The sequence below is a fragment of the Tistrella mobilis genome (genome assembly GCF_041468085.1).
Lineage (GTDB): Bacteria > Pseudomonadota > Alphaproteobacteria > Tistrellales > Tistrellaceae > Tistrella > Tistrella mobilis_A.
This window is the reverse complement of the sequence record NZ_CP121017.1, coordinates 2932099-2955271: the sequence shown is the minus strand read 5'-3', so window position 1 is coordinate 2955271 and position 23173 is coordinate 2932099. Positions and strand designations below refer to the sequence as shown.

The 23173-nt window shown below is 70.2% G+C and carries 26 protein-coding genes; 16 read left to right on the top strand and 10 right to left on the bottom strand.

What is annotated here, in order from left to right; genetic code table 11:
• Window positions 1-6: 6 nt before the first annotated feature.
• Complete coding sequence (locus P7L68_RS19150; protein ID WP_372000774.1) at window positions 7-1440, bottom strand: FAD-binding oxidoreductase; 1434 nt, start codon at window positions 1438-1440, stop codon at window positions 7-9.
• Between the two features lie 94 nt (window positions 1441-1534).
• Between P7L68_RS19150 and P7L68_RS19145 the strand changes: the two genes are divergently transcribed.
• Entirely contained in the window at window positions 1535-1966 is a 432-nt protein-coding gene (locus P7L68_RS19145; RefSeq protein ID WP_372000773.1) for a DUF1489 family protein, read from the top strand.
• Here the strand turns inward: P7L68_RS19145 and P7L68_RS19140 are convergent.
• From P7L68_RS19140 to P7L68_RS19130, 3 genes are read right to left on the bottom strand one after another with little or no spacing between them, the layout of a single operon-like run.
• Complete coding sequence (locus P7L68_RS19140) at window positions 1944-3290, bottom strand: sensor histidine kinase (protein WP_372000771.1); 1347 nt, start codon at window positions 3288-3290, stop codon at window positions 1944-1946. The two genes, P7L68_RS19145 and P7L68_RS19140, sit on opposite strands and share 23 nt — an antisense overlap.
• 41 nt (window positions 3291-3331) lie before the next feature.
• On the bottom strand, window positions 3332-4375 hold the full coding sequence (locus P7L68_RS19135; protein ID WP_372000770.1) for an L-threonylcarbamoyladenylate synthase: 1044 nt from the start codon (window positions 4373-4375) through the stop codon (window positions 3332-3334).
• An 11-nt stretch (window positions 4376-4386) separates the two neighbouring features.
• Window positions 4387-4647 carry a hypothetical protein gene (locus P7L68_RS19130; protein WP_372000768.1) on the bottom strand — a complete coding sequence of 87 codons (261 nt, stop codon included), beginning with the start codon at window positions 4645-4647 and terminating at the stop codon, window positions 4387-4389.
• 196 nt (window positions 4648-4843) lie between these two features.
• On the opposite strand from P7L68_RS19130, the gene parA reads away from it, so the two are divergent.
• Entirely contained in the window at window positions 4844-5470 is a 627-nt protein-coding gene (parA, locus tag P7L68_RS19125; protein ID WP_372000766.1) for a ParA family partition ATPase, read from the top strand.
• 4 nt (window positions 5471-5474) lie between these two features.
• Here parA and P7L68_RS19120 read toward each other — a convergent pair whose 3' ends face one another.
• From P7L68_RS19120 to P7L68_RS19105, 4 genes are all read right to left on the bottom strand, one after another.
• Window positions 5475-6077, bottom strand: coding sequence for a regulatory protein RecX (locus tag P7L68_RS19120; protein WP_372000764.1), 603 nt, complete (start codon window positions 6075-6077; stop codon window positions 5475-5477).
• Window positions 6074-6898 (bottom strand): 3'(2'),5'-bisphosphate nucleotidase CysQ, encoded by an 825-nt coding sequence (cysQ, locus tag P7L68_RS19115; RefSeq protein ID WP_372000762.1) that lies wholly within the window; start codon window positions 6896-6898, stop codon window positions 6074-6076. The genes P7L68_RS19120 and cysQ overlap by 4 nt, the downstream gene beginning before the upstream one ends.
• A 95-nt stretch (window positions 6899-6993) precedes the next feature.
• A complete protein-coding gene (locus tag P7L68_RS19110; RefSeq protein WP_372000760.1) occupies window positions 6994-7704 on the bottom strand; it encodes a phosphoadenylyl-sulfate reductase in 711 nt (236 codons plus the stop codon).
• A 66-nt stretch (window positions 7705-7770) separates the two neighbouring features.
• On the bottom strand, window positions 7771-8430 hold the full coding sequence (locus P7L68_RS19105; RefSeq protein WP_372000758.1) for a bifunctional precorrin-2 dehydrogenase/sirohydrochlorin ferrochelatase: 660 nt from the start codon (window positions 8428-8430) through the stop codon (window positions 7771-7773).
• A 235-nt stretch (window positions 8431-8665) separates the two neighbouring features.
• On the opposite strand from P7L68_RS19105, the gene P7L68_RS19100 reads away from it, so the two are divergent.
• Both P7L68_RS19100 and P7L68_RS19095 read left to right on the top strand, forming a co-directional pair.
• Window positions 8666-9658: a 2-hydroxyacid dehydrogenase gene (locus P7L68_RS19100; protein ID WP_372000757.1), complete on the top strand. Its 993-nt coding sequence runs from the start codon at window positions 8666-8668 to the stop codon at window positions 9656-9658.
• Between the two features lie 150 nt (window positions 9659-9808).
• A complete protein-coding gene (locus P7L68_RS19095; protein ID WP_372000755.1) occupies window positions 9809-10504 on the top strand; it encodes a fumarylacetoacetate hydrolase family protein in 696 nt (231 codons plus the stop codon).
• A 2-nt stretch (window positions 10505-10506) separates the two neighbouring features.
• On the opposite strand, the gene P7L68_RS19090 is transcribed toward P7L68_RS19095, so the two are convergent.
• The gene (locus tag P7L68_RS19090; RefSeq protein ID WP_372000754.1) at window positions 10507-12438 is read right to left on the bottom strand and encodes a potassium/proton antiporter; all 1932 of its coding nucleotides are present in this window, start codon (window positions 12436-12438) and stop codon (window positions 10507-10509) included.
• Window positions 12439-12629: 191 nt separating this feature from the next.
• On the opposite strand from P7L68_RS19090, the gene P7L68_RS19085 reads away from it, so the two are divergent.
• A complete protein-coding gene (locus P7L68_RS19085) occupies window positions 12630-13889 on the top strand; it encodes a threonine/serine dehydratase (protein ID WP_372000752.1) in 1260 nt (419 codons plus the stop codon).
• Between the two features lie 48 nt (window positions 13890-13937).
• Here the strand turns inward: P7L68_RS19085 and P7L68_RS19080 are convergent, their stop codons facing one another.
• Window positions 13938-14885 (bottom strand): hypothetical protein, encoded by a 948-nt coding sequence (locus P7L68_RS19080; protein ID WP_372000750.1) that lies wholly within the window; start codon window positions 14883-14885, stop codon window positions 13938-13940.
• Between the two features lie 225 nt (window positions 14886-15110).
• On the opposite strand from P7L68_RS19080, the gene P7L68_RS19075 reads away from it, so the two are divergent.
• The 11 genes from P7L68_RS19075 (at window position 15111) to P7L68_RS19025 (ending at window position 23161) form a co-directional block, all read left to right on the top strand.
• Window positions 15111-15632: a DinB family protein gene (locus P7L68_RS19075; protein ID WP_372000749.1), complete on the top strand. Its 522-nt coding sequence runs from the start codon at window positions 15111-15113 to the stop codon at window positions 15630-15632.
• A 193-nt stretch (window positions 15633-15825) separates the two neighbouring features.
• A complete protein-coding gene (terL, locus tag P7L68_RS19070) occupies window positions 15826-17235 on the top strand; it encodes a phage terminase large subunit (RefSeq protein ID WP_372000747.1) in 1410 nt (469 codons plus the stop codon).
• A gap of 35 nt (window positions 17236-17270) precedes the next feature.
• Window positions 17271-18659, top strand: a complete 1389-nt coding sequence (locus P7L68_RS19065) for a DUF4055 domain-containing protein (protein WP_372000745.1) — start codon at window positions 17271-17273, stop codon at window positions 18657-18659.
• Window positions 18660-18671: 12 nt separating this feature from the next.
• Entirely contained in the window at window positions 18672-19232 is a 561-nt protein-coding gene (locus P7L68_RS19060; protein WP_372000743.1) for a hypothetical protein, read from the top strand.
• 33 nt (window positions 19233-19265) lie between these two features.
• Window positions 19266-20243, top strand: a complete 978-nt coding sequence (locus P7L68_RS19055; protein ID WP_372000742.1) for a major capsid protein — start codon at window positions 19266-19268, stop codon at window positions 20241-20243.
• A 21-nt stretch (window positions 20244-20264) separates the two neighbouring features.
• On the top strand, window positions 20265-20726 hold the full coding sequence (locus P7L68_RS19050; protein WP_372000740.1) for a DnaT-like ssDNA-binding protein: 462 nt from the start codon (window positions 20265-20267) through the stop codon (window positions 20724-20726).
• Window positions 20723-21115 (top strand): hypothetical protein, encoded by a 393-nt coding sequence (locus tag P7L68_RS19045; protein ID WP_372000738.1) that lies wholly within the window; start codon window positions 20723-20725, stop codon window positions 21113-21115. Before P7L68_RS19050 ends, P7L68_RS19045 begins: the two co-directional genes overlap by 4 nt.
• The gene (locus P7L68_RS19040; RefSeq protein ID WP_372000736.1) at window positions 21112-21540 is read left to right on the top strand and encodes a phage tail terminator-like protein; all 429 of its coding nucleotides are present in this window, start codon (window positions 21112-21114) and stop codon (window positions 21538-21540) included. The genes P7L68_RS19045 and P7L68_RS19040 overlap by 4 nt, the downstream gene beginning before the upstream one ends.
• Before the next feature lie 15 nt (window positions 21541-21555).
• Window positions 21556-22347: a hypothetical protein gene (locus P7L68_RS19035; RefSeq protein WP_372000735.1), complete on the top strand. Its 792-nt coding sequence runs from the start codon at window positions 21556-21558 to the stop codon at window positions 22345-22347.
• A 13-nt stretch (window positions 22348-22360) separates the two neighbouring features.
• A complete protein-coding gene (locus P7L68_RS19030; RefSeq protein ID WP_372000733.1) occupies window positions 22361-22513 on the top strand; it encodes a hypothetical protein in 153 nt (50 codons plus the stop codon).
• Window positions 22514-22525: 12 nt separating this feature from the next.
• Complete coding sequence (locus tag P7L68_RS19025; protein ID WP_372000732.1) at window positions 22526-23161, top strand: TIGR02217 family protein; 636 nt, start codon at window positions 22526-22528, stop codon at window positions 23159-23161.
• The last annotated feature ends 12 nt before the right edge of the window (window positions 23162-23173 follow it).

The following is a 23173-nucleotide window of genomic DNA, read 5'->3' as shown; positions in this document are numbered from 1 at the left end:
GTCGTATCAATCCCGCGACAGCACCCGGCCGGGGGACATGATGCCGGCCGGGTCGATGACGTTCTTGATCGCCCGCATCAGCCCGACCTCGACCTCGGAGCGATAGCGCGTGAGGTCGGCGGTCTTGAGCCGGCCGACGCCGTGTTCGGCCGAGAAGCTGCCCCCCAGCTCCGCCACCAGATCATGTACGGCGGTGGCGACCTCGTGCCAGCGGGCCAGAAAATCGGCATCGGTCATGTCGACCGGCCGGCTGACGTTGAAGTGAATATTGCCGTCGCCCATGTGGCCGAAGGGACAGAGCCGGGCGCCGGGGATCAGCTCTTCGACCAGCCGGCCGCCGCGGCGGATCAGGGCCGGGATGGCCGAGACCGGTACCGAGACGTCGTGTTTGATGCTGGCGCCCTCGGGTTTCTGCGCCTCGGACAGGCCCTCGCGCAGCGACCAGAAGGCATTGCGCTGGGTCTCGGACTGGGCGATGGCGGCGTCCTCGATCGCACCTTCCTCCAGCGCCTCGCCGAGCAGACCTTCGAGCAGCTCCCCCAGCGGAATGGGGCCGGCGAGTTCGATCAGTACGAACCAGGGCCCGGCGGCATCGGGCAGCGGGTCGCCGAGGCCCGGAATGTGGCGGAGCGCAAAGCCCATCGGCGTGGCATTGATCAGCTCGAAGGCTTCGAGCAGGTCACCCGCATGGGCGCGGGCGCGGGCGAAGAGGTCGAGGGCAGCTTCGGGGGAGCCCATGGCGACGAAGGCCGCCGCCCGGTGGCGCGGCATCGGCACCAGTTCGAGTGCCGCCGCCGTGATGATGCCGAGCGTACCCTCGGCGCCGGCGAAGAGCTGGCGCAGCGCATAGCCGGTATTGTCCTTGCGCAGCCGGCGCAGCCCGTTCCACACCCGCCCGTCGGGCAGCACCACCTCCAGCCCCAGCACCAGATCGCGCATGCTGCCATAGCGCAGCACATGCACGCCGCCGGCATTGGTGGAGATCAGCCCGCCGATCCGGGCACTGCCTTCCGAGGCGAGGCTGAGCGGGAACAGTCGGCCGGCTTCCGCCGCCGCGGCCTGGACATCGGCCAGGATGCAGCCGGCCTCGGCAACGAGACTGCCGCCGGCGGCATCGACATCGCGGATCCGGTTCATCCGGGCGAGGCTGATCAGCAGCTCGTCACCGGTCTCGGTGGGCACACCACCGCCGACCAGGCCGGTATTGCCGCCCTGGGGGACGAGCGCTATGCCGGCTTCGGCCGCGATCGTCACCACGGCCGCGACCTCTTCCGTGGTTGCGGGCATCACCACGGCAGGGGTTTTTCCGGTCCAGAGGCCGCGCCATTCCTTCAGATGCGGCTCCATCGCCGCCGGCTCGTCACGCCAGCCCTTCGGGCCCACCACGGTGCGGATGCGGTCCAGAATCGCGGGCGAGGGGTGGTTCAGCGGTGTGGGCATGGGGCAGGGCCTTCCGGGGGAACGGCGTGGTCGGGGGAGGTGGGCGCATGGCAGCCTCTGGCGCGGCGGCACGGGACGGCATAGAGTGCGCGCCATGACGCTGCATCTTCTCAAACTCGCGGTCGGGGTCAACTCGGTCGAACATCTCGCCGAACTCCAGGCCGCCCGGCTGGTTGAGGCCCGCGCTGCGGGCCGACCGCCGCTGCTTGTCCACGTCACTCGCCAGACGCCCAAGGAAACGGCGGCCCTGCTGGATGGCGGCTCGCTCTATTGGGTGATCCGCGGCCTGGTCTCCGCCCGTCAGCGTCTTGTGGCGCTGGAGCCGGTGGAGGGGAGCGACGGTGTGCGCCGCTGTGCGCTGGTGCTGGACCCGGAGCTGGTCGAGACGGAGACCCAGTCGCGCAAGCCGCATCAGGGCTGGCGCTATCTGAAGCCCGAGGATGCGCCCGCCGATCGCCGGGCCGGCAGCGCCGAAGGCGGTGACCCGAAGCTTGCGGCGGAACTCAGAGCCCTTGGTCTGCTTTGACCGGATCCGTTCCGGCCGGACGTACCATCGCCCGGTGAGGCAGGGTCACCGTGATCGTCGTGCCGAAGCCGGGCGTGCTGTCGATGGTGAGCCCGCCGCCATGCATCTCGGCCAGCGCCCGCGACAGCGGCAGCCCCAGGCCGGTGCCGTCATGGCGGCGGGTCAGGCTGGAATCGATCTGGCCGAAGCGTGACAGGGCGATCGGGATCTGTTCGGCCGTCATGCCGATGCCGGTATCGGCGACCATCATCCGGATCCGGGCCGGCTCGCCCGGCTCGGCCGGCAGGTCTTCCAGGATCAGCCGCACCTCGCCGCCGTCGGGGGTGAATTTTACCGCGTTCGACAACAGGTTCAGCAGGATCTGACGCAGGCGCCGGCGATCGCCGGTGATCACCGGCATCCGCTCCGGCAGGTCGGCGGCAAGGACGACCCCGGCCTTTTCGGCCCGCGGTGCCACCATACGCAGGGTCTCGGCGGCAAGGCTTATGACGTCGACCGGTTCGATGTCGAGCGGCAGCCCGGTGGCATCGGCCTTGGCAATGTCGAGCAGATCGTTGATCAGCGACAGCAGATGCTCAGCCGAGGAATGAATGTCGCCAATATATTCCAGATAGCGGGCATGGCCGACGGGCCCCAGCATCTGGGTCATGATGATTTCCGAAAAGCCCAGAACCGCGTTCAGCGGCGTGCGCAGTTCATGGCTCATATTGGCGAGGAAGGCGGTCTTGGCGGCATTGGCACGTTCGGCCTCTTCGACCGCCCGGTCCAGGGCGCGGTTGTGTTCGGCCATGCGGGCCACCAGGCGGCGCATCACGTCGAGTGCCGAGCCCACCCCCAGATAGCGCCCGCCGGCGGTGACCACGAAACCGGCCGAAAAGGCGCCGCCGCCGGCTGCGGTGATCTCGGCGCCCAGCGCCTCGATGCCGGTCTCTTCATCGACCACCAGCGGATCACGCGCCATCAACTCGCGGATCGGTCGGCGGGCATACAGATCGCGGATGAACGGACGGGCAAATTCGTAGAGCAGATGAGTACGTCCGACCAGGCCGATCGGCCGGTCATTGCCGTCCACCACGGCCAGGGCCGGCAGGGTCGGATCCCGAAGAAAGCGATCGACCACATCCATGCAATGGGTGGTCGCGGCGATCGGCGTGGCGCGCAACGCAATCGCGCCCGCCCGCCAGTCGCCCGGTGCCGGCATGTCGCCGATGGCGCTGCCGGTATCACCCGGTGCGGCGAGGGCAAGTGCGATCAGCCGGTCGAGATCCTCCTCCCTGGTTTGCCGCATCACCGCTCCGCTTTTGCGATCGAAAAGATCGCTCACCTTAGAGCCTCTCCATGTCGGGGTGATGACGGCATCAGGGCTCAGTCTCTCGGAGCTGCTGCACGCCCCAGCCGGTCGGCAAGAGCGGCCAGGATCTCGCCGTCGGGATCGGCGGCGGGGAGCTGCAAGGGGGCGACGGCGATGCCGTCGACGTCGAGGCCGTCGGCGGTGCGCAGCAGGGCATAGAGCCTGCGGGCGGCTTCGCGCGGCCGGGCATCGGCCGACAGCTGCAGCACCCGGGCAAAGCCGGGCGGCGGCGGACCGAAGGCAAGCAGCACCTCGCGCCGGCCGGGAAGGGGGGCGGTCGCATCCAGCCGCACCGCATGGCGGGGGGCATAGTGGCTGCCGAGCATGCCGGGCGAGGGCAGGGCGGAGAGCCCGTCATCGGCCGGCAGATCTGCAGAATCCAGGGAACCGGCCAGATCATCGGTACCGAGTGCGGCCCGCAGCATCGAGATGGTGACGGCGCCGGGCCGAAGCACGCGCATCTGCGGACCCGAAAGGTCGATGACCGTGGATTCGACGCCCACCGGGCAGGGCCCGGCATCCAGCACCGCGGCGATGCGCCCGTTCAGGTCGGCCAGGACATGATCGGCGGTGGTGGGGCTGACATGGCCCGAACGGTTGGCGCTGGGCCCCACCATCGGCACGCCGGCCGCCTTGATCAGCGCGCGTGCCGCCGAAAGTGCCGGAACCCGGACGGCAACCGTGGGTCCGCCGGCCGTGGCGGCATCGGCGATGCGGCAATCGGCGCGGCGGTTCATCACCATGGTCAGCGGCCCGGGCCAGAACAGGCTGGCGAGCAGACGCGCCCGATCGTCCGCACGCGCAATCCTCAGCCCCTGTTCGGCATCCGGCGCATGAACGATCAACGGGTTGCGGGCCGGCCGGCCCTTCGCGGCATAGACCCGGGCGACGGCTGCTGCGGATGTGGCGTCGGCGCCGAGGCCGTAGACGGTTTCGGTGGGGAATGCAACGAGCCGGCCGGCGGCGACCAGCGCCGCCGCTTCGTCCACGGCGCGGCGGTCATCCGCACTGACCGGATCGACCGCCACCTTCAGCCGGCGGGTGGTTTCAGAGGTCACGGGTGCGGGTGTCAGTCGGGCTTGTCGCCGAAAAGCGCCTTCAGATAGGCATGCTGCAGATCGGCGATGTGGCGCTGCAGGTCGGCCAGATCCTGGCCGATCATTTCGATGACGGCGAGGTCGTTGTCCATGGACTCGCCGCTTTCTTCGGACCAGTGCTTCGACAGCAGCGTCAAAGCATCATGGGCGGCCCGCTCATGATGCTTGCTGCCATGCCCGAGGGCGTCGATCCGTTCACGGATGAAGTTCAGGCTCTCTTCGGCGCTGAGCATGTGGTTGTCTCCGCACGGGGCGGGCACCGGAACCGGCCGGCGCCACAGGGTCGGTATCCGCCGACTATGCCGGTCCGCGGCGCGCGACGCAACCGCGCACGAGACTTGCGGCCAGCCGTCGCAGAGGTCACGCTTCGGCTTGGATATCGGCGGGTGACTGCAACGCCGGATGAGGAACGTATCGGGGAGACGGCAGATGATCCTGACCATCGCACAGCAGAAGGGCGGCGCCGGCAAGACGACACTGGCGGCGCAGCTGGCGGGATGCTGGGCGGCTCGCGGCCGCCGGGTCGCGGTGGTGGACATCGACGACCAGGGCAGCCTGGCGCGCTGGGCGGGCTGGCGGTCGGAGCGCAGCCCGAACCGGCCACCGGTCACCATGCGCGCCCTGTCGGGCTGGCGTCTGGATGGCGAACTGGCGGGGCTTGGGCGCGAGCACGACGTGGTCATCGTCGACACGCCGCCCGAGGCCGAGAACGACGCCCGCCGTGCGGTGCGCGCCGCCGATCTGGTGCTGGTCCCGGTGCAGCCCAATCCCTTCGATGTGGGGGCGACACGGCCGACGCTGGAACTGGTGCGCGCCGAACGCCGGCGGGTGCTGCTGGTGCTGAACCGGGTGGCCCCCCGCGCGCGCCTGGCCCAGGCGATGATCGACGCGGTGACCGAGCTGGGCGCGCCGGTCGCGGCCACCCGCTTCGCCAACCGGACCGGCTTTGCGGCCTCGCTGCTCGACGGGCTTGCGGTCTCGGAAACCGAGCCGCGTTCTGCCGCCGCCCAGGAACTGGAGGCGCTGGCCGACGAGATCGAGCGCAGCCTGGGCTGATGCGTCAGTCTTCGACCGTGCTGCCCGGCCGGCGCCGGTCGGGCAGGGCGTCGGGGTCGGCGGCCCAGTCATCCAGGGCTTCGACGTTGATCGCATCGATCACCCGGCGGGCGAGATCGGGGTAGTAGCCCGCGCGGGCCATGGCGGCGATGTCGCGCTGGCGGGTGCCGTCGCGGGCCACGTCCGGCCGCCAGGGGCCCAGCCTGCGACGGCGGGCATAGGCGATGGCGCCGATCCGGTCATCGGCGCCGCCCTCATCCTCGGCCATGTCCGAGAGCACGCCTTCGATCCGGTCCGCTTCCAGCCCGCGCAGCGACAGGTCGCGCGCGATACCGGCGCGGGGCCGGCCGCGATTGCGCAGGCTGCGGGCCCTGAGCCGGCCATAGGCGTCATCATCGATCAGTCCGGCGGCGGCGACCTTGTCGAGGGCCCGGGCGACCATGGCATCCAGCGTCTCGGGCGGCAGGGCGGCGGCCTCCTGCCAGCGGGTCAGCCGGCTGCGGGCACGGCGCTCCAGATCCGCCCGGCTTGCCGGATGGCGGCCGGCGCTGGCGGTGAGGGCAGAAACCAGACGAGAGAGCAGGCGGCTGTCGATCCCGCCGTTCATGCGTCTGCCGCCTCGCCGGTGGTCCAGGGACCGCGGGCGAGGAAATGGGGATTGTCGAGCCCCGGCTTGCCATAGGTGAGCGGAGGCCCGGCCAGGGTGTCGACATGGCCGCCGGCGGCCGCGAGCACCGCATGGCCGGCGGCGATGTCCCATTCCATGGTACGCCCGAGCCGGGGATAAAGATCGGCCTCGCCCTCGGCGATCAGGCAGAGTTTCAGGCTGGAGCCGGCCTGGCGGCTGCGTTCCACCTCGTGAGCCGCCAGCCAGTCGCGGGTGCGCGGATCCAGATGGCTGCGGCTGATCAGGGCGACCGGCCCGTCGGCGGGCACGGCGCGCACCCGGATCTGCCGGCGGCTGCCATCGGCTTCCACCACCACCGCGCCATCGGGGCAGCCGGCATAAATTCGCCCCGTCGCCGGCACGCCGACCACGCCTGCCACCGGGCGGCCATCGACCACCAGGGCGGCGTTGACCGTGAACTCGCCATTGCGCGACAGGAATTCGCGGGTGCCGTCGAGCGGGTCGACCAGCCAGAAGGCCGGGGCCGGCGCGCCGGCGGCAAGCTCCGCCTCGGTGACGGCTTCCTCGCTGATCACAGGCACGCCGGGGGTAAGGGCGGAGAGACCGGCGGTCAGCACCTCGTTCGCCGCCAGATCGGCCGCGGTCACCGGGCTTTCATCGGCCTTGGTCCAGCGTTCGACGCCGGGGCCGTAGAGCGCCATGATCGCCTCACCGGCACGGCGCGCGAGATCGACCAGCGCATCGAGCGGCGGCAGGGTGATACCGGCATCGGCGCGGTCGGCAGGCAGATCGGTCGGCATCAGGGCGAGGCTCCGGTCTTCGGGGGGCAGGGCGTGCCGCCGATCATCCGCGTCCTGCCGGCTGCGGTCAACCGGCGGCGGCCAGCCGCAGACGGTCAGATGCCGGCGCCATCGGACATGGTGTGGATGCCGCATTCCGTCTTGGCACGCCCCGACCAGCGGCCGCTGCGGATGTCGTCGCCCGGCCGGGTGCGGCTGGTGCAGGGGATGCAGCCGATCGAGGCATAGCCCTGCGCCTCCAGCGGATGGCGGGGCAGATCGTGGGTCTCGAAATATCCGAGGATCTGCTCGCGGTCCCAGAAGGCGAGCGGGTTGAGCTTCACCCGCCGGCCGTCGCGTTCCACCGGCATCACCTCGGCCCGCCCGCCGCCGTGATGGCGCTTCAGGCCCGAGATCCAGCCGTCGACGCGCGAGAGCGCCCTGGCCAGCGGCCGGACCTTGCGGAAAGCGCAGCAGGCATCGGGGTTGGTGATCCAGAGTTCGTCTTCCGGGTCCTCGCGGGCGTGGTCGACCGGATCAGGGGTTTCGGACTGGACGTTGCGCAGGCCCAGCCGGTCGATCAGCTGATCGCGATAGGCCAGCGTCTCGGGGAAGAGCATGCCGGTTTCAAGGAAAATGACCGGCAGGTCGCGGTCGACCCGCGAGATCATGTGCAGCAGGACCGCCGCTTCGGTGCCGAAGGACGACACCAGCGCGAGGCGGCCGCCGAGCGGGCCATAGGCAGCGGCGGCGATCAGTTCGATCCCGTCAAGGCGACCCAGGCGGAAGTTCAACTCGTCGTAGAGCGCATTCTCGATCACGGCCATGGTGATCCGGACCTTTCGCGGTCTTTTGTCGTTCCTCCGGCACTGACCTTCCGGGGAGGGGAAGGATCAGGCCTTCACACGGCGGGGATGGTCGGTCGGTGTGGTGGTGTCGGCAGCGGCGCCGGCAGCCCCCGGGGCGGTGCTGCCGAGCGGCAGCCAGCCTTCACGCCGGATCATGTCGTCGGTTGCAGCTTTCACGGCCGCGGGCGGTGTGCCCGCGCCGCGCAGGGCCATGCGCAGACGGCGGATGGCGGCCGTCCTCTCCGCCCATTCCGGGCCGATCAGGCGGGCAAGCTCGCGCTTCATGGCGATGGCAAGGCTCGGGCTGGCGCCGGCGGTCGAGATGGCGATCGCCAGATCGCCGCGACGCAGGACCGACGGCACCTGCAGGGCGCAGAGCGGCACCACATCCTCGACATTCACCAGCACCTTGTACGCCTCGGCCCGATCATGAAGCGGACGGGCCGTCTCGACATCGAGATCGGCGACGAACAGCACCCGAAGGTCATCGAGTTCGGCATCGGTCGGCAGCCGGTCGACCACCACCCCACCCAGCGCCTCTGCCCGGGCGATGAAATCCGCCGTGGCATCCGGCGCGTAGACACGAGGCTGGATCGCCCCCGCCTCGACGATCATGGCGAGACGGGTGAGCGCCTTCTCTCCATGTCCGGCCACGGCGACGGGCAGGCGGCGCAGATCGAGCGAAACGGGCAGCAGCGCGGTCATCGGTCTCCTCCCACGCCGGCGAAGGCGTGCGGGATGCGGAAAAACGGATCCGGTCTGTTGAATACGGATCAGCATGTTGGAATGCAATGTAGGTCCGGTGGATCCTATAAACAACACATATTTATCGAGTAGTTTCTGGAAATCACAGAATTTTAATGTCGAATGTGGGGTGGCGGAGCCCGGCAGGCTCGGGATATGCTGCCACCCAATCATCAGATCCGGGAGAAATGCCCCCATGTCCGCCGCTGCCGATCGTCCGGTCCTGGTCGTTACCCGCCACCTGCCCGATGCCGTCGAGGAACGGGCGGCCCGCGACTATCACGTGATCCGCCTGACGGAAGACCGGCCGGTTCCGGCGGCGGAGCTGGCGGCACTGGCGGCCGACAACGCGGCCCGCGGCATCCTGCTCACACCGACCGAGGGCATGGACCGGGCGGCGATCGACGGGCTGCCCGCCTGCGTCGAGGCGATCGCGACCTTCTCGGTCGGCTATGACCATATCGATCTTGCGGCGGCGAAGGCGCGCGGGCTTCAGGTGTTCAACACGCCGGACGTCGTGGCGGAGGCAACGGCGGATATCGCCATGCTGGTCATGCTGGGGGCCGCACGCCGCGCCTATGAAGGCCAGCGCATGCTGCGGACCGGCGGCTGGTCCGGCTGGTCGCCGACCTTCATGCTGGGCACCGATCTTCGCGGCAAGCGGCTGGGGCTGGTGGGCTTCGGGCGCATCGGCCAGGCAACGGCACGTCGGGCGAAGGCCTTCGGCATGACCATCCATTATCATCAGCGCCGCCGGCTGGATGCGGAGGCTCTGGGACAGGATCTCGCCGATGCGGTCTATCACGAGACGCTGGACGACCTGGTGGCGGTGGCCGATGTTCTGTCGCTGCACTGCCCGGCGACGCCCGAGACCATCGGCATGATCGATGCCGGACGGATCGCCCGTCTGCCCGCGGGGGCCATTCTGGTCAACACCGCGCGGGGCCCGCTGGTGGATGACGAGGCGGCGATCGCGGCCCTGCGATCGGGCCGGCTGCGCGCCGCCGGGCTCGATGTCTTCACGGGTGAGCCCAAATTCGATCCGCGCTGGGCCGACCTCGACAACGCCTATCTGCTGCCGCATATGGGCACGTCCACCGTCGAGACCCGCGCCGCGATGGGCTTCCGGGCACTGGACAATCTGGATGCCTTTTTTGCCGGCGGGACGCCGCGCGACCGGCTGGCGTAACTTTCGGACGCAAACTCAGCCGGATATATCACAAAGGCTTAACATGGGCCGGGTGTAGACGTATCTTTCTCGCCCCGGTGGCGAGGGCGGCCTGCACCCGCATCCATGACCCTGCGCCCCGGGACGAGATCGACCCAAGGGGGAGGGAGCATGACCTACGGTCTGGCGGTGGCGTCCTGGGAGGCACCGACGCTGCCGGTTCGCGGTTCGGCGATCCGGTTTCCGGTGCGCCGCGTGTTCTGTATCGGCAAGAACTACGCCGACCACATCCGCGAGATGGGCGGCACGGATGTGAGTGCCGAAGCTGCGGTGTTCTTCATCAAACCGGCCGATTGTGTGGTTGCCGACGGCACCCGGGTCGCCTATCCGCCGATGACCGCCAACCTGCATCACGAGGTGGAGCTGGTTGCAGCGATCGGCCGCGATGGCGCCAATGTGCCGGCTGATCAGGCGCTGTCGCTGGTCTATGGCTATGCCGTGGGCGTGGATCTGACCCGGCGTGATCTGCAGAATGCCGCCCGTGATCGTGGCGGGCCCTGGGACATGGCGAAGAGCTTCGATCAGGCGGCACCGGTGGGTGCGCTTGCCCGCGTCGAGAGCTTCGGACATCCGCAGCGCGGCCGGATCTGGCTGGAGGTCGATGGCCAGATGCGCCAGCAGGCCGATCTCAACCAGATGATCCGCACCACCGCCGAAGTGATCGCCGAACTGTCGCGCTATATCGCGCTCAAGCCCGGCGACATCGTCTTCACCGGCACGCCTGCCGGTGTCGGCCCGATCGCCCGCGGCCAGAAGGTCCGCTGCGGCATCGAACATGTGGGTGAGCTGACCTTCGACGTGGTGTGACCTTACCTTTCGCTACGCCTCAGCATCCGCCGCAGGCGCTCCGCCAGGCCGCGGCGGGTGCTGTCGGCGGGCCGGGCTGCGACGGGGGTGGCGGTGGTGCCGCGGCTGCGGTCGCGCAGCCGGCGCACCGCGCGGGCGGGGCCCGGGCCCAGATGGCGGGCGGCGCGGACCAGGGTCTGCCAGTCGGGCAGGAACGGCACCCGCGGCGCGCGGCGCTTCAGCCCGTCGAGGTCGAGACCCACCTTGGTGACCCGGCCCGTCTCGTCGCGCTCGCGCACGATCAGGGCGACATTGCCCAGGAAGACCACGTCGCCGACGACCGGCGCGCGGTTGAACTGGCGATCGATGAAATCGGCCAGCGTCTCGCGCAGCGCCTCGGCCGGCACCGGCACGCCATAGGCATCGCCCAGTGCCGAGAGCCGGGCCTCGCCGTTCAGGGTGAAGGCGCCGAAGAAAGCCGCATCCTCTTCAGCCCGGCCGCCGAAGACCGCGTCCAGGTCGATCAGCTTCCAGGGCGGGGCCAGCAGGTAGAGCGTGTCACCTGCCGCCAGCCGGAAGCCGGGCACCGGGCTGCTCAGGGTTTTTTCCCGCACCAGAAGCAGCGGCTGCGCCCAGGGCGGCAGGCGCGGATGGCGATCCACCAGCGGGCTGTCCTCTTCGATCGCATAGCCCACGATCTCGTGGTCGGGAAGTTCGGGCAACGAGATTTCGATGCGGTCGATCGGCCCCGATTTCGACGGGATTTCAAGCTTCAGCCAGCGGGCGAGCGGGGTGATCGTCCAGCCCTGGACGGTCAGTGAGACGACCACGACCCAGAAGGCGATGCCGAAATAGAGCGGGCCGACGTCAAGCCCCGCCGCCGTCGGGAAGAGGGCGAGAACCATCGGCACTGCGCCGCGCAGGCCCACCCACGAGATGAAGGCCTGTTCCGCCTTCGAAAAGTTGAACGGCAGCAGCGAGACCCAGACCGCAATCGGCCGGACCACCAGCATCAGCACGAAGGCGAGCGGCAGGGCCAGCGGTGCGATGGCGATCAGCCCCGACGGCAGCACCATCAGCCCAAGCATCAGGAACATCACGATCTGGGCGAGCCAGGTGAGGCCGTCATGGAAGCGCATGATGTTGTGGAAGCCCTGAAGCTTCCGGTTGCCGAGCATCAGACCCATCAGATAGACGGCCAGGAAGCCGCTGCCGCCGAGCACGGCGGTGAGGCCGAAGGTGAAGAGGGCGCCCGCCAGGGCAAGCAGCGGGTAGAGGCCCGAGGCGAGGCGCAGCCGGTTGATGGCCAGCGCCAGGACATGGCCGGCACCGACGCCGAAGGCGGTGCCGAGCCCCATCTGCAGGGCGAAGATGCCGGCGAGTTCGACGACGCCCAGCCCGTCGCCACCCGAGGCCCCGGCAAGCAGCAGTTCGACCAGGCCGATGGTGAGGAACACGGCCATCGGATCGTTGCTGCCGCTTTCGATCTCCAGCGTGGCGCCGACCCGTTCCTTCAGCACCAGCCCCCGATTGCCGAGCAGGAAGAACACGGCGGCGGCGTCGGTGGGGCTGAGGATGGCGCCGAGCAGCAGGCCGGCCATCAGGCCCAGCTGGTCGAACAGCGCCCAGCCGATCAACCCGGTCAGGCCGGCCGTGATCAGCACGCCGATGGTGGCAAGCGACGTTGCCGGCCAGAGGGCGACGCGGAAATTCTCCCCCTTGGTCTTGAGGCCGCCGTCGAACAGGATCACCGCCAGGGCGAGCGAGCCGATCAGGGCGGCGGAATCTATATCGGCGAAGACGATGCCGCCCAGACCTTCCGGCCCGGCGGCAAGGCCGAGCAGAAGGAAAACCAGCAGCAGCGGCATGCCGAAACGGGAGGAGACCAGGCTGGCCCCGATGCTGATCAGGACGAGGGCGGCGCCTACGAAGATCAGCTGGTTGGCAAGTTCCATCGGCGGTCCTCCACGCGTCGAACAGGGGGGCAGCGCTGCCGCGGCGCCGTCTCCGGTCCGCTTATAATCACGGCGGATCATCGAAGGTGTGAGCTTTTTTCGCCGGAGCATTGCGGACCGGGCCGATGGTCGGCGCCGGGCCGGGCGTGATATATGCTGAGGCTTCCTGTCCCGATTCAGACGGCGATGCCATGCCCTTCGACCCGGACCGTCCGACCTCGACCACCGCCGCTTCGTCGGCCTATGCCCCCGGTCCCAAGCCTGCCGCCCGGCCGCTGAGTGCGGCGGCGCGGGCGCGTGCCGGCGTGCCGCTGGAGCCGGCGCTGAACCTCTGGGGCGGGCTCCGCCGTCCGGAAGACGCAACGGACCTGCCGGTGATCGATGCCGACCGCGCCGGTACCGTGATCCTGCCCGAGCGGGCCCGGCCGAGCCTGCAGCAGATCCAGGCCTCGAACTGGCCGACCCTGTCGGTGCTGCGGCGAACCTGGATCCGCATGCGATCGTCGATGATCGAGACCCCGCTGCTGCGGTCGGCCCGGGTGGATGCCGAACTGGGCGGGCGGCTGCTGGTCAAGGCCGAGGTGCTGCAACATACCGGCTCTTTCAAGTATCGCGGTGCCTATAACCGGCTGGAGCTGATGTCGCCCGAGATGCGGGCGCGCGGCGTGGTCGGCTATTCCTCGGGCAATCATGCCCAGGGGCTGGCGGCGGCCGCGCGGGAATTCGGGGCACCTGCGGTCATCGTGATGCCGGCCGATGCGCCGCGCACCAAGATCGAGGGGGTGCTCGCCTATGGCGCCGAGATCGTGTTCTACGACCGCCTGTCGGACGACCGGGTCGGAATCACCCGCCGGATCGGCGCGGAGCGCGGCATGACCGTGGTCTCGGCTTATGACGATCGCGACGTCATCGCCGGACAGGGCTCGATCGCGGTGGAGATGCTGGATCAGGCAGAAAGCCTGGGGCAGCGGCCCGATGTGGTGGTGATACCCTGCGGCGGCGGCGGGTTGGCGGCGGGGACGGGTCTTTGCCTGCAGGCGCTGCCCGACCGGCCGGCCCTGGTGATCGCCGAGCCGGCCGGGCATGACGATACCGCCCGGTCGATCGCCGAAGGGCGGCGGATCGGCAATGCGCCGGGCGTGCGCACCATCTGCGATGCGCTGGCGACACCCATCCCCGGCGCGCTGACCTTCGCGATCAACGCTCAGGTGGTCGATGCCGCGGTGGCGGTGACCGATGCCGATGTGGCGCGTGCCATGCTGTATGCCTTCGCCCGCTTCAAGCTGGTGGTGGAACCGGGCGGTGCTGCGGCGCTGGCGGCGGTTCTGGCCGGGCGGGTACCGGTTGCCGGGCGGACGGTGATGGTGGTGCTGACCGGCGGCAATGTCGATCCGGACACCTTCGCGAAAGCGCTGACCGATGCGCAGGCCGATCGCGGCCATCCGATCTGACGGCGGGCGACCCGGTTGCGCGCCGATCGGCGCCGGGTCGCATGCGGTTCAGAACCGCGCATCGCCGTCGACGCAATCGAAACGGGCGCCATGGCGTGGCTGCCGACCGCCATCGTCGATGAGGGTCACCACGGCCAGATCGACCGGGTTTTCGGGCAGATCGGGAGCCGGCGCCCAGCGGGTGGCGAGCATCGGCTGTCGCGCCGTCTGTGCGCAGTGGCGGGCCGCGGCCTGCCGGGCATCGGAGAGGCTGTCGCCGCGCGGATCGTAGAGCACGGTGATCGCGTCGGGCGAGGCCCGCGGCCGGCCGGTGTAAAGGCCGCGATCGCCGTCGCGGATCAGATAGACCCGGTCGGTGGCGGTGACATAGCGGGTACCGTCCAGCACCCGCACTCCCAGCACCAGTTCGGTGGACGGCGTCGGCCGCTCCGCCCAGGTCGCGAGGTCGGCGGCGATGCCCGCGCCGATCAGCCAGCCCGGATTGGCGACCAGATCAACCCCCTCGCGGCCGGCCTTCTCCAGCAGATAGAGGCCGGTGGCGAGCAGTGTGTAGTGGCCGGCCTCAAGCAGGCTGCGGGTGTCCTCGGCATCATGGCCGACTGCGGAGATGCGGGTCTCGACCCGAAGCAGACCCATCGGTGCCCCGGCCGGCTGAAGATCGAAGCCCGGGGCGGCCGCCTGGACAAGGGGGGCGGCATCGCCGGGCGGTACCGACCAGACCGCGAAACCCTGGCGGATGAGCGCCGCGGCGAGCAGGTCGGGCAGGCGATCCGCGAAGGCACTTCGGCGGTCGGATGAGGCGACCACCAGCCGTGCCCCGGGCGGAAGGCCCGCCCCGATCTGCAGTGCCGCGTCCTCGGCGATGCCACGCCACTGTGCCGCGCGCTCAACCACCGGGCTCGGTGCGGCGGGCAGCTCCGGTGCAGCATCGCGGGCACAGCCGGCAAGGATCAGCATCAGCATCACCAGCAGTGCCCGTCCCGTCCGTCGATACATGACACGCCCCCGGATTACCGTGTGAGGCGAGACTAGAGGACATTCGCGCAATAAGGCAAGATCATTCGATGATATGCGCGCAAAAGTGACAAATTGTGGTTTAATATCTCGTTAGGGATGTTTTCCTTTCGCGATTTTCTTCGACCCCGCCATATCCCTGCGCGTGGCGGCGGGTCATGATGGCACGACGTTCCGCCGCCAACTGCCAGTCGGAGTTGTACCCTTATGGACATGCCAAGCTATTTCGGCATCCTCGCCCGCTACAATGCCTGGGCGAATCTCAGACTCTATGACGCGGTGGCGCGCCTGCCGGCGGTGGAGTTCGAGCGACCGCGGGCGGCGTTCTTCGGCAGCATCCGTGGTGTGCTCAACCACATGATGGTGGTCGACGAACTGTTTCTTGCCCGGCTGAACGGCACCACTCCGCCGGACCGGCCCCTGAATGCCCAGCCCTGGACCCATTTCAACGACCTGCGCAGTGCACGTGCCGGGCTGGATCAGCGCATTCTGGGCACCATCACCGCCCTGCCGCTGTCGCGCTTCGCCGAACCCTTCACCTACACCACCACCCGCGGCGACCGGTTCTCGGACCAGCTGGCCCTGTTCCTGGGCCACTGGTTCAACCATCAGACCCATCATCGCGGTCAGGCCCACGACATGCTGACCCAGACCGAGGTCGCACCCCCACCGCTTGATTTCCTGATCTTCCAGCGCATCCATGGGTTGTCCGAGGCCGCGGCCGGCTGACACGATGGCCAGGGCGGTGTTGCAGCAACTTCCCATGCAACCATTGGCCGATTTTGATGTAACTATTTCACCATGATGGCGAGTTACCCCCGGCGATGCCGGCGGTTTTCCGCCATCTTTACCCTGTTCTTTCAACATAGCCGGAGACGAACATGACGGGTTTTCTGCGGCAGCGCAGCGGCCGTTTCCCCAGGTGACGACACCGGGGACTGCGCTGGACCTGCTTGCTGCGGACCATTTCCCCAGCTTTATTGCCCGCTGCTTCGGCACCGTCGACCCCGGCAGCCTGTTTCTGGGCAACTGGCATATCGATCTGATGGCCGAGTATCTGGAGGCGGTGCGCCGGGGCGAGATCCGGCGGCTGATCATCAATGTACCGCCGCGGTCGCTCAAATCCCTGACCGTTTCCGTGGCCTATCCGGCCTGGCGGCTGGGGCATGATCCGACGCTCAGGATCATCGTCGCCTCTTATGCCCATGAACTGGCCCTGCGCCATTCGCTCGACACCCGCGAGGTGATGAAGAGCGGCTGGTACCGGTATCTTTTTCCCGAGACCCGGATCCGCCGCGGACGTGACCGCGCCCAGCGCTTCACCACCACCGCCAACGGCTTTCGTTTTGCGACCTCGATCGGCGGCACGCTGACCGGCGACGGCGGCGATCTGCTGATCGTCGACGATCCGCATGATCCGCGCCGTGCCCGATCGACGGCACTGCGTGAGGCAGCACTGACCTGGTTCGATCAGACCTTTTCCACCCGGCTGAACGACAAGCGCCGGGGCGCGATGATCGTGGTGATGCAGCGCCTGCACGAGGCCGACCTTTCGGGCCATCTGCTGGCCCGTGGCGGCTGGACCCATCTGTCGCTGCCGGCCGAGGTGGACAGCGTTCAGCGCATCCATTTCGGCCGGCTGCGGATGGTGCGTCAACCGGGCACGCCGCTGCATCCCGAACGCGAAGGCAAAGAGGAACTGGCCGAGGCCCGGCGCATGCTGGGCGAGGCGGGCTATGCTGCGCAGTATCTGCAGCGACCGGCCCCGGCCGCCGGCGGGCTGATCAAGGCTGCCTGGCTGCGGCCGGCGGCCATGCCGGATCCGGCACGCATCCGGCGGGTGCTGCAGAGCTGGGACACCGCCTACAAGGCGGATGCGCTCAACGATCCGAGCGTCTGCCTGACGGTCATCGAACATGAAGACGGGCTGCATCTGGCGGAGGTGTTCCGCGAGCGGCTGGAATATCCGGCCCTGCGCCGCGAGGCGGCCCGCCTGGCCGCGCGCTGGCGACCCTCGGTGATCCTGGTCGAGGACAAGGCCTCGGGCCAGTCGCTGATCCAGGATCTGAAGGCCATGCCCGGCCGCCTGCCGGTCCAGGCGGTGCGGCCGGTGACCGACAAACTTACCCGGCTGGCGGTTACCACGCCGCGGCTGGAGGCGGGCGGCTTCACGATCGAGGCGGGGGCAGACTGGGCCGGGGATTTCGTTCGCGAGGCGACGATCTTCCCCAATGCCGCCCATGACGACCAGGTCGACGCGCTGAGCCAGCTGCTGTCCTGGCTGGATGCCGAACGCGGGCGTGTGGTCCGCCTGAAGCTGGGCGGTCTTTAGGTCCGCGTTGTTCAAACATATCGAGGAAAGATCCGATGACGACATTCGGACCGGGCCCGCCCGGTGCGCCGGGCGCGGCCGACCGCGTCCATCCTGCCCACGCCGCCCGCCGGGCCGCCTGGACCCGCTGCCGCGACGTCGCGGCGGGACAGGAGGCAGTGCATGCCGCCGGCGAACGCTATCTGCCACGGCTGGATGGCCAGAGCGAAGCGGCATATCGCGCCTATCGCGACCGGGCCCTGTTCTACAACGCCACCGCCCGCACCATCGATGGCCTGAGCGGGCTGGTCTTTCGCAAACCGCCCGAGATCGACGCGGCACCCGGCCTTGCCCCGGTGATCGCCGATCCGACCGGCACCGGCGACGGCTTCCGGCGCCTGGCCGAACATGTCGTGGCGGAACTGCTCACCACCGGCCGTATCGGCCTGCTGGTCGACCATCCGCCCGGCGACGAGGCACCGCCACCCACCCGGGCAGCCGCGGCCGAAGCCGGCCGGCTGCCCTATCTGGCGACCTATCCGGCCGAGGCGGTTCTGGACTGGCGGCTGGCCCGCGGCCATGGCCGCGCCGTGCCGCGCCTGGTTTATGTCCTTCTGGACGAGGGCGAGGATGAGGCGGGCATCCGGCGCCGCCGGAGCCTGGATCTCGACCCCGACGGCGTCTATCGCCAGCGGCTCTGGGCCGGTGGCGGTGGCGACCGGCCGACCCTGGTGGCCGAGATCGAGCCGCGCGCCGCCGGCCGCCCGCTCGGCCGCATCCCCTTTCTGTGCATCGGCCCGCGCGGCCCGGGGCTGGAGGTGGCGCGGCCGCCGCTGCTCGACCTGGTGGAGGTCAACCTCTCGCATTACCGCACCAGCGCCGATCTGGAGCATGGCGCCCATTACACCGGCCTGCCGACCGCTGTGGTGACCGGCCAGCGTTTCGACGGCATGGAACCTCTGGCGATCGGCGCCGGCGAGGCCTGGGTGCTGGAGGCGCCCGAGGCCAAAGCCTTCTTTCTGGAGTTCCGCGGCGAGGGCCTGGGCGTGCTCGAACGCCTGCTCGATCGCAAGGAAGCGCAGATGGCGGCGCTCGGCGCCCGCATGCTGGCGCCCGAGAAGAAGGCCGCCGAAGCGGCGCTGACCGCCGAGATCCATCGCCAGGGAGAGAATTCCGCCCTCGCGGCGCTTGCCCAGGCGGCGGGAGACGGGCTTGGCCGGGCGCTGGATCTTGCGGCCCCCTGGCTTGGCATCGAACCGGCGGCGCCGGCGCGGGTGGCGCTGAACACCGATTACTGGCCCCGGCCGATGGCGGCCGACGAACTGACCGCGCTGGTCGAGGCCTGGCAAAGCGGGGCGATCGCCCGCGGCGAACTGCGTCGGGCACTCACCCGCGGTGAAATCCTGCCGGCCGGCGCCGCTTCCGGCGCAGCCGCAGAGCCCTGAGGACATCCGATCATGACCGACCAGACCCGGGATCCGGCAGCACCGCCGGCACTGCCCGAGGATCCCTTATTGCCTGATGGCGGCGATGCCGCACCCGCATCCGACGAGGCCGCGGCCCTGGCCGCGCTGCGCGCCCGGCTCGACCGTCGGCATCGCGCGGAGCTTGCCAGCCTTGCGGCGGGCATGGAGCGCGAACGCAGCGAACTGCACCGCCTGCTCGTCGATCAGGGGCTGCAAACCGCGCTCACCCGGGCCGGCGTGGCGCCGGCACTGGTGGCGGGGGCGGCGGCCCTGCTCCGCCCGTTGATCGAGGTGGCGGGCGATGAGGGGGCGCGCGCACTGACCGCCCGGCTTGCCGATGGCAGCACGCGGCCCTTGCCCGATTTCGTCGCCGACTGGGCGGCGGGAGAGGGGGCCGCCTATCTCGCCGCCCCCGACAGCCATGGCGGCGGCGCCCGGGCCGAGCCCGGTGCCGGCCGTCATCGCCGCCGCGCCGATCTGGGCGGGCCGGCCGAACGCGCGCGCTTCATCCGCGAGCATGGCCGCGCCGCCTATCTCGACCTCGATCCCTGATCTTCAGATCCTTCAGAGGAAACACAAACTGCCATGACCATTGGAACCCAGCAGGACTTCCGCATTGCACCCGAAGAGTTCTTCGGCGGCATGGTGGAAGTCGTTGAACAGAACGCCGATGCCTTCAACGCCGCCTCTGGCGGGGCCATCCGGCTGGTGCCGGAGCGCCGCCGCGGCCATTATGCGGCCGAGAGCTTCATCTCGCGCGTCGCCTCGCTCGTCACCCGCCGCGACATCGATGCGGTGACGGGCGTGGCCGACACGCCGCTTGCCCAGGCCGAGACGGTGGGCATCAAGATCAACCGCCGGATCGGCCCGGTGGCCAATACCCTCGACAGTCTGCGCAAGCTGGGCCGCGATCCGGGCGAGATGTCGTTCCTGCTCGGCCGGCAGATCGGCAAGGCGGTGGCGGTCGACTATGTCGATACCGCCCTGAGGGCCGCCTCGGCGGCGCTGTCGAGGGTGACTGCGCTCAATCTCGACATCTCGGGCGAGGCCGAGCCGGGCCTCGCCCATGGTGCGCTGGTCCGGGCCATGGCCCGGCTGGGCGATGCCGGCGGCCGCATCTCGTGCTTCGTGATGCATTCCAAGCCCTATTACGACCTGATGGCGCAGAGCATCGCCGACAAGGTGTTCGAGGTGGCCGGGGTCACGATCTATCAGGGCACGGTGGCGAGTTTCGGCCGGCCGACCCTGGTGATCGACAGCCCGGCGCTGGTGGCGCCGGGAACCCCCGACCGCTATCGGGTGCTCGGGCTGGTCGAGGATGCGATCGAGGTGGCGGAGAGCGAGGAGCGCTCGATCGTCTCGGATGTGATCACCGGGCTTGAGAACCTGGTGATGCGCATCCAGGGCGAATATGCCTTCAACGTCCGGCTGCGCGGCTTTGCCTGGGATGTGGTGGGCGGCGGCATCAATCCCACCGATGCGGGCCTTGAGATCGGGACCAACTGGCAGGCCGTGGCCACCGATCCGAAGAGCCTGGCCGGCGTGCGGCTGACCGTGGCCTGAGGCGAGAGGGGGGACCGTCCGATGACCGCCGCCACCTATGCCGATCTCGCCCGGGCCGATGCCCATCACGCCGCCCGCGGCCGGACCCTTTGGGCCGAAGCCCCGGCCGACCGGCGCCAGGCGGCGCTGGTCGAGGCCACGGCCCATATCGATGCCTTCCACGATTTCGTCGGCCGGCCGGCCGATCCCGCCCAGCCTCTGGCCTGGCCGCGGGTCGCGACCGGCATCGGGCTGGACGGCGCCGCCGCGCCGGCCCCGGTCGTGCAGGCCTGTATCGAACTGGCGCTGGCGGCGCTGGACCGGCCGCTTGCCGAACAGGCGGCGGGCAGTGCCGCCCGGCGGCTGACGCTGGGTGATGTCGCCATCGATTACGGCGAGACCCCGGGCGCGGCGGCGGGGGCCGGCGGTGCGCTGGCCCTTGCCGCCCGTCTGCTGGCACCGCTGGCACCGGTGCGTCATCGTCGCCGGCTCGTGCGGACATGACCCGGATCGATGCCGTGCTCGGCCGGATGCTGGGCGATCTGCTGGCAGGGGCGGGCGGGCTTGCGCTCGGCTGTGCGCTGGACCGGGTGACCGCTGCCTTCGATCCGGCGAACGGGCTTGCCACCGAGACCCGGAGCCGGATGGCGTCGGGGCGGCTGATCTGGGGGCGCGATCCCGTCGCCGCCGGCCAGATGCCCGACCTCTCGGCCGCTTCCACGGCCCGACGGCCGGCCCTGGTCGAAGGGCTGGGCATCGCCCCCGTCCCCGGCGACCTGATCGTGGTCGGCACGGCCGAGTGGCGGATCGAAGAGGCGATCCGCCCGGTGGCGGTGCTCGATCTCTGGCGGCTGCAGCTCAGGGCGCCCGCCGCCGGGGAGGGCGGGTCATGACCTCGCTCGCTCAGGACGTGCAGGCGCGGCTGCGCGCCGCTTTCGATGCCCGGCTGGGGGCGGCGGCGGCGACGGCCGGCCTGCCGGTGCGCTGGCCCAACACCCGCGGCGGCCCCCCGCCTGCCGCGGGTGCCTGGCTGGTGCCGTCCCCCGGTCCGATGGAGGCGGTGACCGCCGGCACCGGCGGCCATGCCATGCTGACCGGCCGCCAGGCCGTCGAGGTGGTGGCACCACCCGGCAGCGGCATGGCGGCGCTCGATGCCGCCGCGGATGTCGTGCTCGCGGCCTTCCCGCCCGGCACGGCGCTGGAGGCGGGCGGCGGGGTGATGGCTGAACTCACCGCGGTCAGCCGCGCCGCTCTGATGCTGGATCCCGAGGGCGCAAGGCTGGCCCTGGCGGTGCTCTGGCGGATCGACGGCGCGTGAGGAGGAGAGCATCGCATGCAGATCCGAAGCCCGGCGCCCCTGGCGGTACAGCTGGAGACGATGAGCGGCACCCGCCTGGTGCCGGTGGTGACGGCGCTGGACATTCAGATCAGGCATCCGATCCGCACCGGCGCCGATCCGGCCCGGCGGGGCCAGAAGGTCCTGCCGGCCGGGTCGGCCGCGCCGACGCTGGCGCTGGAAATGCCCGCAAGCCTGGCCCTGGTCGACCTGCTTCTGCCGTCGATGGGCGCGGAGCCGGCCCTGACCGTGCGGCTCGGCCCGTCGGCGGGCGGGCTCGCGAGCCGGATCACCGGTGCCCGTCTGGCGCGGCTGGTGCTCGACTTCGATGAGACCGGCCCGCCGCGGTTCGTGGCGCTGTTCCGCGGCCTCGTGGCGGTGCCGGAGACGGCGGCGGATTTCGGGCCGGCGGACGGGTCGCCGCGCCTGACGGGAGGCGATCTCCGGCTGTCGCTCGACGGGGCGGCGGTGATGCCGCTCCGGCGCTGCCGGCTCACCATGGAGGCCCGGCTTCATGCCATGACCGCGCCGGATCAGCCGGCGCCGGTTGCCTGGCTTGGCGGGCGCGTGGAGCTGACGCTCCGGCTGGTACCGGGGGTGACGTCTGGAACGCTCGCCAGCCGGCTGGCCCAGGCCGGGCCGGTGGCCGCGACCCTGGAACTGGGCCGGGCCGGATCCGGGCGCCGGCTGGCGCTGCCGCCCGGCCTGATCGGCGCCGGCGGTTTCGATGGCGCGTCGCTCGCCCTTGAGGCCATGGCGGCCGCACCCCCGACCTGTACGGAATTTTGAGGAGAGAAGAGACATGACCGAGACGGTCGATACCGCGCCGCGACCCGCCGCGGCAGATGAACTTGCCGGCCGGGCCGGCCGGCGCGACCGGCTGGAGCCGGGTCGCGCCTGGGCGGCCCGTGCCGCGGCAGAGGCGGCCGAACGGGCGCGCCGCCGCGATGGTTGATGGTCGGATGCGATGATCGAGGATTTTCACGACACCCGCTTCCCCGAGGACATCGCCTGGGGATCTGCCGGCGGGCCGGTGTTTTCCACCGATGTGGTGGTGCTGGCCTCGGGCCATGAACGGCGCAATGCCGACTGGGCCGAGGCGCGCGCCCGGTATGACATCGCCATGGGCGTGCGCGGACTTGAGCAGCTGGCCCGGTTGATCGCCTTCTTCCGCGCCCGCCGCGGCCGGGCCTGCGGCTTCCGCTTCAAGGACTGGACCGATTGCAGCAGCCATGCCGGCAACGGTCCGCCGGGGCCGCTGGATCAGCCGCTGGGCCAGGGGGACGGCAGCACCACCAGCTTCGCCCTGATCAAGCGCTATGAGGCGCCGCCCTGGCATGTGGACCGGCGGATCGTCAAGCCGGTCGCGGGCAGCGTGCGGGTGGCGGCTGACGGCGGGGAGCTGCCCGAGGCGGCTTTTTCCGTCGATGCGACCACCGGCCTTGTCACCTTCGCGGTGGCGCCGGCGGCGGGAGCGGTGCTCACCGCCGGCTTCGCCTTCGACGTGCCGGTCCGCTTCGATACCGACCATCTGCCGGCGACGCTTGAAGACTATGGCATCGGGGCCCTGCGCGCCGTGCCGCTGGTCGAGATCCGGCTTTGAGGAGGGCTTGAG